The organism is Myxococcus qinghaiensis, from assembly GCF_024198215.1.
In the GTDB taxonomy this organism is placed as follows: Bacteria; Myxococcota; Myxococcia; order Myxococcales; family Myxococcaceae; genus Myxococcus; species Myxococcus qinghaiensis.
The window spans coordinates 309,654-321,164 of sequence record NZ_JAKCFA010000002.1 but is presented as its reverse complement, the minus strand read 5'-3'; the positions used below and the strand labels follow the sequence as shown (position 1 = coordinate 321,164).

Below are 11,511 nucleotides of genomic sequence, written 5' to 3'. Positions count from 1 at the left end.
CGGTGTCTGTCGGAGGAGGCGGAGCGGGGTGTCCTCCGCGGCGCTCGTGGGCCAGCGCGGGACGCGGGCCCGGCAGGATAGGAACGCCGGGCCCGGGCACCGGCTCACGGACAATTCAACGTCCCGGCGAGGGGGAGGTTGTTCGGGTTCTGGGGAAGCGGCTGGGGATCCGCCGGAATCGCCCAGGAGAAGTCCGTGCTCGTGAAGCCCGTGAGCCACGTGTACGTGGCGAAATCAATGGGCGCCTCGTAGTCACACGGATACGAGGGCGTCTGGGGCGCCCACGTCGCGGGCGGGCTGCTGGCGGTGTTCACGAAGGCGCTGCCCACGGCCGCGGTGCCGTGACACGTCATGCAGTTGCTCTGGATGCCCTTGGGAATTCCTGGCGAGGTCTCCAGGTAGGGGTTGAAGCAGACGACCATCTTGCTGCTCCCCGTGCCCTGGGTCTGATTGTAGGCGGTGCACATCGCATAGTTGCGCCCCGCCCCCGTGACTTTGTCCGTCATCCCCTTCTTGCTTCCGGGAAAGTCATCGGGCGCGTCGCTGCCTGGCTGCCACCAGAAGGTCTGCCAGGTCCAGTTGACGAGCTCCTTGGTGTTGACGTGCATGGCCGTGAGGACGGCGGAGTCGCCCGCTTCGGCCTTGAGCCCTTCGATGCTGGTGCTGTTGAAGGCCCTGGCCTCGGCGGCGGTCATCTGGAAGGAGTAGAGGGCGGAGAGCGGCGCATGCAGGTACCGCTGGCAACTGAAGACCGGAGCCCCGGGACTGGCGTTGTTCGCCTCGGCGATGAGCTGCGCGACGCCCTGGATCTGCTCGGCGGTGGCCTCTGCGATGGGCGCATCCGCTGGCGCCGTGGGATCCACGATGGCGCACGTCAGCCAGAGCGAGGGCGTCGGATGGCACTTGTCCAGCGCCTGTTGCTCGGGCGTGCACGTGGACCCTGAGTTGAGACTGTCTTCGATCCCCCTCCACACGGGCACAGGGGTGGGCTGGCGCTTCTTGACCAGGTACAGCACGGGCTTGAGCTCCATGGCCGCCGAGCCCGGGTTCCCCGCCGAGGGCGCGGTGTACGGCGCCTGCTGCACGGCGCGCCGCGCGATGGGTGTATTGGCCGGCCACTGGATGTTGAGTGCGGCCAGGCTGGTGAACTGGTTGTAGAAATACGGAGGTCCCCCCGCGCTGACGGGATGGCCCTGCGTCAGGTACGCGGCCATCTCGGGATTGAACTTGTTGAAGGAGACGACCTGCTCGGTGGGGGTGACGTCCTGGCCCGTGGTGGCGGGATGATGGAACTGGCGTGGCCCGTGGAAGGCATGGGCGGCCTTGCGCCGCGACAAGTCTGGCGCCGGCTGCCCTGGGGCCGGGAAGAGCTCCTCTCCGTTCCAGGTGTCCCACACAGGCATCGGGAGCCTGGTTCCCGGGTAGACCTGCCCGGAATCGGCCTGAAGACCGGCCCAGAGGTTCCAGGCCTTGGAGGTGATGCGGGCGGTGTTCCATGTGTCCGCCCACTGTTGGATCTCCTCCCGGTTACCCGGAAAATCATATCCAGCGGGGATGGGGCGGGGCTCAATCCATGGATCTTCGCGGGGCTTGCAGGCTGACAGGAGCCAGAGGCAGGTCAGCAGGAGCGTACAAACAGAGTGCTCCCGCGCCACGCGGCACCTCAACGCTGGGATTCGGATCGGTCTGGGGTGCGGCTTCGTCTCGAGCATGTGCGAACTCCAGGGGTCCAGGCTCCCTGGTGTTGCTGGCCAAGGCAGGCGGTTTCCAGGGAATCACATCCATGAATGCTGGGACTGTGGGCGGGTTCGACGGGTGTGTTCGGCCATCACTACCTCCATGCCCCAGGGGGAGGTGCGGGTGTCATCGAACCCATCCCACGATACGAAGTGTCCACAGCGAGCTCGGTCGAACTCACGTCACCCGCGACGAAAGTACGTGGGAGGGCGGCGAGACACTGGCCCGCCTCGCTACCAGGAGAGTACCCATGACGTGCAGGCACTGGCGCTGGCGTGTCGCCACCACCCAGCGGGAGCTCGATGCCGTGGCTCGCATCCGCTGGGCTGTCTTCGGCGGAGAACTGGGATTGCTGCCCGAGCAGTCCGCGCTGTCCCGGCGGGAGGTGACGTGCGTCGACACGCTCGACACCACCGTGCATGTGCTCGTCTACGCGGGCGACGAGCCGGTGGCGACCCTGCGAGTGGCGTTGCCCAACGCGGAGGTGGCGGCGAACCTCGGTGGGAAGGTGGGGCTCGAGATGGAGCAGCGCGTGGACCTCTCGGGCCTGCTTCAGCCGGAGCGGGTGTTCGCGGAGCCCTCGCGCTTCTGCGTGTTGCCGAAGTGGCGGCGCTCGGAGGCCGTCACGTGGCTGCAGGCGGGCATGTACGCGGAGAGCCGGCGGCGCGGGGTGACGCACTGGATTGCGTCCGCGAACCTGGAGACGGACTCGCCCGAGGACGCGCGCCTCTCATGGCAGGTGGCGGCCCGCCGCGGATGGCTCAGTCCGCACTGGCGTGTGTCATTGACCGAGCCGTGTCAGCCCCCGGTGCGGCCTCGCAATCCCTTCTACACGCCGGAGGAGCGGGCGCAGGCGGCGCAAGGGCTGTTGGATGGACTGCGCCTGCCCAGGGCGCCCTCGCTCTTCGCCAGGACGATGGGCGCGCGCTTCATCGCGGAGCCGCTCTACGACACGTATTTCCAGTGGTTCACGCTGCCGCTCGTCATGGCGCTCGATGAAATCCCGGCGGACTCCCTGGCGCGCTTCCTCGCGCTGGAGCACGCCGCGGGTCTCGCCGCCTAAAGCCGGGGCGGTTCCTCTCTTCCTTTCACCTTCAACACGCAGCGACCGGGAGCCCCAGGGGCACCGGACAGGAGACGTACGTGCAAACACAGGCGGAGAATCACACGGGAGCGAATTGGCTGGCGGCGCTGGACGCGGAGGCGCGAGGGCTGGTGGCGGCGGTGGATGCGCGGCCCGACGGCCGCCGCCTCTTCGAGGGCACCCTCGACAAGGCGGGCTACATCCACTACCTCATCCAGACGTATCACTACGCCCGCTGGAGCACGCCGATCCTCGGCGAAGCGGGCGAGCGGCTGAAGCGCCTGGGCCGGCACCCGGAGCTGGCGCGGTTGCTGATCCAGAAGGGAGAGGAGGAGCGGGGCCACGAACGGTGGCTGCTGTCGGACCTGAAGAACCTGGGGTGCTCGGAGGAGTCCGTGGAGACGGCGGCGCGGAGCCCGGCGGTGGATGCCTATACGGGGTGGAACTTCTTCACCTCCCGCGCGGGCGTGCCGACGGCCGTGTTGGGGACCGCGTACGTGCTGGAGTACCTGTCGCAGACGCGGGCGGGCGTGTGGGCCAAACGGCTGAAGACGGTGGCCGCCATTCCCAACATCCACAAATCCATCACGTTCCTGCGCAGCCACGGGGCCCTGGACGGAGACCATGTGGCGGAGATGGCGCGGCTCCTCGGGCGGCTGACGGAGCCGGAGGACCAGGAGGCCATCCTCTTCTCGGCCCGAGTCGCCCGGAGCGTCTATCCGTGCATCCTCCGTGAGGGCGGCGCCTCGAGCCTCCCCTTCGCGGGGTAGAGACAACCGCACGCGGGCTGGGCGAGTGTCCCGTTCGAACGCTGGCCTTCGGGAGGCACCTTCTCATGCGGTCCCTCGCGGCACTTCCCACCCGTCGCGAGGGCGCGCAGGCCGGCTCACACCGGCTTGTTGAGGTGGGCCACCTGGTAGAGGAAGTCGGTGCGGCTGTCGACGCCCAGCTTGTCGAAGAGGTTTCGCACGTGGGTCTTCACCGTCTGGCCCGAGATGTCGAGCTCATCGGCGATCCGCCCGTAGGACCAGTTTCGAAGCACGGCCCGCGCGATGTCGAGTTCGCGCCCCGTGAGCCCGCGCTGCATGTGCATGGGGAGCGGGATGGAGTGGGGGAGCTCGGTCAGCAACAGGGCCCATTGCCGGGGGCCTTCACCATCGGGCAGCTCGACGAACCGGCACGTGCGGTAGCCATCGGGATGGTTGAACACCCAGAGGGACTTCCCGAGCCGCGAGTCCGCGTCCATCCGGACCAGGGCGTCCAGCTGCTCCTTGAAGATGTGCGGGAGCCCGGAGGCGTGGAATTCCGAAGGGGTGAACCAGCGCTCCAGCAGGGGGGTGGCGTGCGGGGAGCGGAAGACCTCGCGCGTGGGAGGCTCCACGACAACGTAGGCGGAGTCCTTGCGCTGGTAGATCTCCTGGATCAGTTGGGCGCGGGCGTTCAGGTCCTGGTAGTCCTGGCAGTTGCCCAGGGCGTTCGCCAGATGCCGGGTGAGGCTGGAGACGGCGGTGATGCTCTGGGCGGTGAAGGGGGAGCGCTTGTGCCGGTAGAACGCGAGGGCTCCAAAAAGGCCAGGGCGGATGGGCACCAGGACGGCCAGGATGTGTTCCAGGGGCAGCGCGAGCTCCAGGCTGCGTTGGTAGATGAGGGTTCGTTCGTACTCCCCGGGGGCCAGCAGCTGCGTATCGCAGATGGGCACTTCGGGCCGGGCGATGATGGGGGCCCGCAGGAAGTCATGGTCGACCAGGCCTGCATACTCCTTGAGGATGGGGATGGCGTGGCCCGGGACGTGCCATCGGAAGTCAGGCACGGGCGCGAAGCGCATCAAGCACAGCGCCATGGAGTCGGCCTGGGCGAACTCGAGGAACGACGGTCGGCTCGCTTCGATGACCTGCGGAACGGACCGCTCGCTGCCGAGGGCCGCGATGACGTCGTCCCGGACCATGAGCTCGCGTGAGTTGAAGTCCATCGGGTTGAACATCCGCATCTCCTTGTCAGGCAACCCCGTGGGGTCCGCGGGGATGTCCTTGTCCTAGGGCCGGACTGTAAATCTGTCCCTCACCCTTGAGTGGTATTGACGGGAACGTTTGTGTGCGGGCCCTGTGCGCACCGCGTCAAAGTGACCCTCGAGAAGGCGCCCGTCCGACTGCTCGCCCTCGGGCATGCCAGCCGACGCGGGCCCGTGCCCCGGGTTGTCCTCCGCCAACCGCTCCCCAGCTTTCAGGGAACCAACCATCCCTCCCAAGGAGACTTCGATGAAGCTTCCATTGATGGCGGCACTGGCCGCATTGACGTTCTGGGGTTGTTCGAGTCAGTCGGCGAGCACCCGGGCGGAGAACCCCACGGGCTCCAGCATTCCGAGCGCGACGGGCGGCTCCGGCACGGCGGACCCGGCGGAGCAGGAGCGCCAGGCTCGCGAGGATGAGCGCGACGCCAACGAGAGCCCGGGCGAGGCGGCGGACGTCGTCGACAACGAGCGCCGGGACCGGGGCGGGGCGCCCACGGTCTACGACAACGAGGCCACGGGCGGCTCCGGCACGGACACCCAGGTGACGACGCCGGACGGCGAGAAGTTCGATGTGATGGAGGAGCCGACCGGCTCCGAGCCGCGCGACTCGAGCTCCAGTGAGGGCACGGGGGGCTCCGGCGTGGACAAGGCGGACGGCACCCACGGCAGCCTGGATGACGACCCGGCGCCGACGGGGGCCGAGGAGAGCCAGTAGTCAGTCGGGCCTTGCCTGACACTCCGCGCCGGTACGCCCGGTGCGGGGCGCGGGCCTCACGTTGGTCTCGGGGTCGCCCGTTGAGACGAGCCCCCCTCCCTCCTGTCCGGGCCCCCGAGCGACGACGCTCGGGAGCCCGCGAGACTGCTGTTACTGGCTGAGCTTGAGACGCACCGTCACGGAGGAGTAGACCTTGACGGGCTTGCCATCCACCTGGACGGTCGTGCTTTCGGAGCCCACCCGCTGGACGCTGAGCCCTTGCGCCTCGTGCGCATTGACGGAGGTCGCCTCGAAGCGCGCCATCACCGTCGTGCCCATGGCCATTCCCGTGCAGCCGACGCACTTGGGGGCGCGGTACACGAACACCGTGCCGCCTTCGATCTGATTCGTTCCGTTGAGGCGCGGCTTCGGGACGGCGACGAACAGCCGCTGCTCGGTGCCGGGGATGTCCCAGACCGCGCCCAGCTTGAGGGTGCTGGTGCTGTCGGCGTTGCCTCCCACGGGCCGGAGCACCACGTCGATGAAGCCACCGTTGTCGATGGCCGAGTTCACCTTGATGAGCTCCTCCTTCTTCGTCCAGCCCAGCCAGTGGAGCTGCGGGAGGTTGTAGTTGTCCGACGCGTTGCTTCCCATGAAGGTGCTCGAGTCGGCGTAGTGGTTGATCTGCCCGGTCACCGGGTCTCGGGTGTTTCCATGCGCGAGGCCCAGGACGTGACCGACTTCATGGGCGTAGTCGCGGAACAGGCCGCCCTTGAGGTTGACGGAGCGCGAGCCGGCATTGGAGGCGGCGCACATCCCGCTGGGCAGCGAGTACACGGTCAGGAACGCATTCGAGTTCGCCTTCTGGACCGCCTGGCGCTTCGCCGTCGCGCAGTTCGCGCTCGTCACCTCCACGGTCTGCGAAGCGATGCTCGCGAGGCCCACCTGGCCCCGGGACGCGACGCCGAAGAAGTCGTACAGCTCGCGGACGTTGTTCCGGATGGCGGCGAGGGTAGGGGTGGTCCTCCCCGGGAAGGTCATCCGGACGACCTTGACGGTGTGATTCTTGTTGATGGAGCCCAGCCGGCTGTTGTGGTTCTGGACGCACTCCGGCTCGTTGGCGGCGCAGGTGTACCGGTACGGGGAGGCGGGTGCCTGGTAGTCCTGAATCCGGTACGAGCCCACGTTGTCGTTCGCGCTGGCGCCGCTCGGGAACTGGGTTTCACAGAGGCTCGAGTCGGTATCGATGGTCACCGAGTCCCCGCTGCAGTTCGCGCCGGCGTGGAGCGTCACCGACTTGCCCTGGGGCACGTCGACAAAGGAGGCCCCCGCGCCCTGGGGGAGCGAGTAGCAGCCATTGGCCTCGGCCTGATGAAGCACCTCGGAGTCGCCATTGCAGCTGTCGCGCACGAGCACGGGGTGTGCGCGAGGCGTGAGGAGCTGCGCGCGCAGCGTGGGCCAGTTGGCCGCCGTGCAGTTCTCGGACTGCACCTCCTCGAGGAAGAGGCCGTCCTCGAGCTCCATGTGCTCATACGTCCTGCAGGTGTCCCACATCTCGCTCCAGTGAGGCCAGTCGCAGGTCCCCGCATTGACAAACGTCTCGATACACGTGAGCGACGCCGCGAGCTCGGGGGAGACAAGCGCCTGCTGAACCGACGTGACAGACGTTTCGGGGCTGGCGCCACCGGACGGCTCGTCGGTGGGCGACTCCCACTCCGCGCCGTTGCAACCTGACACCAAGGCTCCGCACAGCATGACGCCCGTCATGGACAGTCTACGCATACTTCTCCCTATCGCGGCCCGGGCCGGGGGGCTCCGGGCGCACGCGAAGTGACATCGCTGTTGTCAATCAATGGAGTTCCAGCCGGTCGGCCGGGCCATCAGGACTGCGCTGTCCTCAGGGACTCAGGCGCAGTCCTTCCTGCCATTCCAGCGTTTACATGGATTCTTGGTAGATTTCCATATTGAACGATAGGTTTGTTATGGGGTATTTGTTCTTGGGTTCTGAGAATTTGGGCTGTTTGGCGCGTTGGTCTGGGCAGGTGGGGGGAGTGGCTCGCCCGCCGCGGGGCCGACGGTCGTCGACGTCAGCATCCCGGCCGAGGCCGTCCCACAGGCGGACCGCGCGCTGAGCGGCCGCGTGGCCCGCACGAACGGGCGACTGTCGATAATTGAACCTGGAGGCCCTCTCAACTGCCCGAATCACAAAGCCAGAATTGACTGTATTTCCATCATGACAAGAACATCCAGCCAAGCCTCCGGACGCAAGGAATTGCACCAGGGAAAGGCGTGATGCGCACGAGGTCGCAGGGCAGACAGCGGTGCGTTGTCTCTGAGTCGAAGCCTTGGAGGACACACAATGAAGAGCAAATGCCCATCCTGGTTGGGGTCTCTGCTGACGGTCGCCTGGGTTTCGACAGGCTGTGGCGACACGCCAGAAGGAGTGCAAGCCCGCGTCGACCTCGCTCCGCCCTCGTTGACCGAAGCGCAGGTGACGCTCCAGCACCTCGACCGACTCTCCGGGTTGGATCCTCAGGCCGGTCGTGAGGCCGTGCGGAAGCTGCGCCCGAAGCTCGATGAACTGAACCGTCTGGTCGCGCGTGTCGAAGTCGCACCGGAGCACTTCGTCGAGTTCTACGATCCGACCTCAGGGGGCATGCTCATCGCGGAGCACGGCCCCGTCGAGGATGGCGGCTTCCTGCGGGAATCGGATGTCACGGGCCACTCCGTCGTCGACCTCTATCGACGGCTCACGGGAGGCGCCACGCCGCCAGAAGCCCTGGTCCTGGCCGAAGCGCGGAGAGTGATCGCCGAGTCCTACCGCATGCCCGTGGAAGCTGAAGCAACGCGCGGCTTGTCCTCCCTGGAGGCCGTCAGGCCTCCGGGAGCCGACCTCCCCTCCGATACCTCATCGTGGACGGGGAGCGATGGTCAGCTCTGGCGAGATACCGTTTGCTTCAGGGGCGGGGATCGCGCCGACTGCTTACCCAACAGAACCGGCAACGGGGGATCCTCTCAGAACTCCAAGACCTCCTTCGCCGAGCTTGCCCCCTACCGGGGGAACGTGACGATGCGGCGCTGGTACGACAATGGCCTCAGGGAAATCTGGCCTACCTTCGCGGGAGAGCATTGGCGCTTCTTCCAGTCCAGCGGAACCTACGCCCCTTGCCCTGACTGGCAGGCCTGCGGGACGCGGGAATACTATCTCCGCAACCATACGTGGGATGTCATTGATGGGGATGGCGATGGATATCACTTCGCCACGGGATTCCGATGGAACTGCGTGTGGATTGGGTGCGACTCCCGACCCTGACCCCTGAAATCCGAGCGGGCGTGGCTCCGTGCCACGACCCGGCCCGGACGTAGGGCCAACAACCCGCATCCCTACCTGGCGGAGCTGCGGCGCGGCGGCCCCGTCGTCCAGGTGGACCCGGACGGCATCTGGGCGGTCGTCCGGTTTGACGCCGCGCAGTACGTGCTCAAATCGCCACGGCTCTTCTCGTCGCAGGCGATGTCGGCGGCCTTCGCGCCCGAGTGGCTCGAGCGCCCCAACCCCATCGCGGATTCATGCCTCTTCCTGGACCCGCCCGGGCACGGGCGACTGCGGGCGTTGGTCAGCCGTGCCTTCGCCCCCCACGTCCCTGGCGCGGTTCGAGCCGCGCATCCGCGCCGTGGCCCGGGGACTCGTGGCCCGGATGATGGAGCAGCGGAGGGTGGACTTCGTGGACGCCTTCGCCAAGCCCATTCCCACCGCGGTCATGGGATGGATCCTCGGATTGGACTCCTCCCTGGAGCAGCACTTCAAGCGCTGGACCAACGACCTGATGTCCCTCAGCGGCGTTCGTCCCGAGGACACCCAGCGCAAGGAGCAGTGCCGTCGCACCGTCGAGGAGATGGAGCCGTATTTCAAGGACATGCTGGCCGACCGGCGGCGGTCGCCGGGGGACGACATGGCGAGCAGCCTCCTTGGCTCGCGGGTGGACGGAGAGGCTCTGACAGAGCGGGAGCTGATGGGCTTCCTCTTCATGCTGTTCCTCGCGGGCCTGGAGACGACGACCCACCTGCTCAGCCAGAGCGCGCGGATGTTCGCCATGCACCCGGAGCTGCTCCCCCGCCTGCGGGAGAACCGCGCGTTGATTCCCCGCTTCATCGAGGAGACCCTGCGCTACGAGCCCGTCGCGGCGGCCACGATGCGCATGTGCCTTCAGGACACGGCGGTGGACGGAGTGGAGAGGTGCCCCGGGGGAGCCTGGTCCTGGTGTCGTTGGCCTCCGCGGCCCGTGACGAGAAGTACTTCCCGGACGGAGATCGCTTCATCCTGGAGCGGGAGAAGCAGTCAGACCTCTCCTTTGGCCATGGCCCCCACTTCTGCCTGGGAGTGATGCTCGCGCGACTGGAGGCACGAGTCGCCATGGAGGAGCTGATAGCGCAGGTGGACCGGGTAGAGGTGCTGACGGAGCGCATCGATTGGCTCCCTTCGCTCGTCGCTCGTGGGCCGCAGACGCTGCCCGTCGAGCTGTTCCCCGTTTGAGAGGACCGAGGCTGAATGGAGACACCCTGATGGCACGTTCGCCAACAGCACCGTCCCCATCCCCGTCCCCGGAATGACGGGCGTCATCGCCGCGTGGGTGGGGGGCTCGAGCATGTTCGCCAGCCGTTCGGGGGGGAAGTGTCTGGGGCTGGGGCTCGGACGTCCTGCTCGGAGGGCTCGTCACCACGCCGACCCGAATCGAGGGGCTGCCGGGGAGCATCGATATCGTCATGGGCAGTCAGTGCGGAAGGGTCATCAAGGCCGACGTTTGACTCGTTCGAGGAGGGCCAGGTTGTGCGACAGGTTCTCGGGAGCGAAGCGGGGCTCGACGCCCCGAATGTCGCCGGGAGCGAAGCGGGTCTTCGCGTCGATGGCCCCCGTGAGGAACCCCACGCCGAGCGGGCTCCATGGCACGAAGCCGATGCCCAGCTCCTGGCAGAGCGGGATGATGACCGCTTCAGGCCCACGCCACAGCATCGAGTACTCATTCTGGACGGCGCTCACGGGCAGCGCGGCATGCGCGCGGCGCAGCGTCTTCGGCCCCATCTCGCACAGGCCCCAGTGCAGCACCCAGTTTTCGCCGTCCGCGCGTCTCGGGCGCGAGGGGCTTGCCCGGCACCGCGGGCTTCGCGGAGACCTGGGGGGCCGCACCGCTCAGCAGCGGCGTGGCGGCCAGGGCTCCCGCCGACAGCAGGAAGGAGCGGCGTCCTGTCTTGTCCTCGTGTTCCGATGCCATATGGGGTCGCGTCCGTCCGTTGCGGGGTTTGCTGCGGGCCTCGACTCAAGGCTCCGCGCCGAGCCGGAGAGAGCTAGACACGCGGGCCGCGGCGGACCCAGTGGGCAGAGGGTGAAGGGCCTTGAATCCGCGGTTGAAAATGGATGGGTGGACACGCCTCCTGTACAGGAGTCCGCTATCGAGTCATCCAGCGCGCTGGGATGCTCTCCAATGCAACACCTGGAGGTATCACCATGATGAATCCGATGAAGCGGTTTGCAGGAGCGCTCATGTTGATGGTGGCCGTGGTGGGTTGTGGACCCATCGAACCGGCCGAAGAAGTCGTCGCTCCTGAGCAGGCGTCTCCTGTCGAAGCTCCAGGCATCGAAGCGGCCGGGGTCGCGGAGTTCCTGGCGTGTCTGAACCCTCCGACGCAGGAGGCACGTGCGTGCGTGGGGGTCTGTGTGAATCTCGCTCCGGCGGCAAGCCTCGTTCCCTGTCTCGTGAACTGCGGGGTGAACCTCCTCACCATAACGGCGTGTCTGCCCGAGCTGGCCTCGTAGCGCGGCTTCCACGTCGCATCGGAGTCACCCGATGACACGTGACGGGCTCTGGGATGAGACTCCAGGGCCCGTATCGTGAAGTCCGGGGGGAGGGTGAGTCGCCTCCGCGTGGAGCCTTGGTGCGCGACGGCGAAACAGACTTCGAGTGCCGCTCGGTCTGTCTCGCCATCGCAGGAAGC

At 67.2% G+C, this 11,511-nt stretch carries 11 protein-coding genes; 7 read left to right on the top strand and 4 right to left on the bottom strand.

Going from position 1 to position 11,511, the window contains the following annotated elements; translation table 11 throughout:
• Positions 1-104: 104 nt before the first annotated feature.
• Positions 105-1,403, bottom strand: a complete 1,299-nt coding sequence (locus LZ199_RS03815) for a hypothetical protein (protein ID WP_253992263.1) — start codon at positions 1,401-1,403, stop codon at positions 105-107.
• Positions 1,404-1,987: 584 nt separating this feature from the next.
• Between LZ199_RS03815 and LZ199_RS03810 the strand changes: the two genes are divergently transcribed.
• Both LZ199_RS03810 and LZ199_RS03805 read left to right on the top strand, forming a co-directional pair.
• On the top strand, positions 1,988-2,800 hold the full coding sequence (locus LZ199_RS03810) for a GNAT family N-acyltransferase (protein ID WP_253992262.1): 813 nt from the start codon (positions 1,988-1,990) through the stop codon (positions 2,798-2,800).
• 80 nt (positions 2,801-2,880) lie between these two features.
• The gene (locus LZ199_RS03805; protein WP_253992261.1) at positions 2,881-3,591 is read left to right on the top strand and encodes an iron-containing redox enzyme family protein; all 711 of its coding nucleotides are present in this window, start codon (positions 2,881-2,883) and stop codon (positions 3,589-3,591) included.
• A 116-nt stretch (positions 3,592-3,707) separates the two neighbouring features.
• Here LZ199_RS03805 and LZ199_RS03800 read toward each other — a convergent pair whose 3' ends face one another.
• Positions 3,708-4,802 carry a LuxR C-terminal-related transcriptional regulator gene (locus tag LZ199_RS03800; protein WP_253992260.1) on the bottom strand — a complete coding sequence of 365 codons (1,095 nt, stop codon included), beginning with the start codon at positions 4,800-4,802 and terminating at the stop codon, positions 3,708-3,710.
• A 274-nt stretch (positions 4,803-5,076) separates the two neighbouring features.
• On the opposite strand from LZ199_RS03800, the gene LZ199_RS03795 reads away from it, so the two are divergent.
• A complete protein-coding gene (locus tag LZ199_RS03795) occupies positions 5,077-5,544 on the top strand; it encodes a hypothetical protein (protein WP_253992259.1) in 468 nt (155 codons plus the stop codon).
• A 150-nt stretch (positions 5,545-5,694) separates the two neighbouring features.
• Here the strand turns inward: LZ199_RS03795 and LZ199_RS03790 are convergent, their stop codons facing one another.
• The gene (locus LZ199_RS03790; protein WP_253992258.1) at positions 5,695-7,047 is read right to left on the bottom strand and encodes a hypothetical protein; all 1,353 of its coding nucleotides are present in this window, start codon (positions 7,045-7,047) and stop codon (positions 5,695-5,697) included.
• Between the two features lie 835 nt (positions 7,048-7,882).
• Between LZ199_RS03790 and LZ199_RS03785 the strand changes: the two genes are divergently transcribed.
• The 3 genes from LZ199_RS03785 (at position 7,883) to LZ199_RS46925 (ending at position 10,054) form a co-directional block, all read left to right on the top strand.
• The gene (locus LZ199_RS03785) at positions 7,883-8,836 is read left to right on the top strand and encodes a hypothetical protein (protein WP_253992257.1); all 954 of its coding nucleotides are present in this window, start codon (positions 7,883-7,885) and stop codon (positions 8,834-8,836) included.
• Positions 8,837-9,143: 307 nt separating this feature from the next.
• On the top strand, positions 9,144-9,905 hold the full coding sequence (locus tag LZ199_RS46610; RefSeq protein WP_253992256.1) for a cytochrome P450: 762 nt from the start codon (positions 9,144-9,146) through the stop codon (positions 9,903-9,905).
• Positions 9,788-10,054 (top strand): cytochrome P450, encoded by a 267-nt coding sequence (locus LZ199_RS46925; RefSeq protein ID WP_253992512.1) that lies wholly within the window; start codon positions 9,788-9,790, stop codon positions 10,052-10,054. Before LZ199_RS46610 ends, LZ199_RS46925 begins: the two co-directional genes overlap by 118 nt.
• Positions 10,055-10,309: 255 nt before the next feature.
• Here the strand turns inward: LZ199_RS46925 and LZ199_RS03770 are convergent, their stop codons facing one another.
• On the bottom strand, positions 10,310-10,624 hold the full coding sequence (locus tag LZ199_RS03770) for an aldo/keto reductase (protein WP_253992255.1): 315 nt from the start codon (positions 10,622-10,624) through the stop codon (positions 10,310-10,312).
• Positions 10,625-11,023: 399 nt separating this feature from the next.
• Between LZ199_RS03770 and LZ199_RS03765 the strand changes: the two genes are divergently transcribed.
• On the top strand, positions 11,024-11,332 hold the full coding sequence (locus tag LZ199_RS03765) for a hypothetical protein (protein WP_253992254.1): 309 nt from the start codon (positions 11,024-11,026) through the stop codon (positions 11,330-11,332).
• Positions 11,333-11,511: the final 179 nt, after the last annotated feature.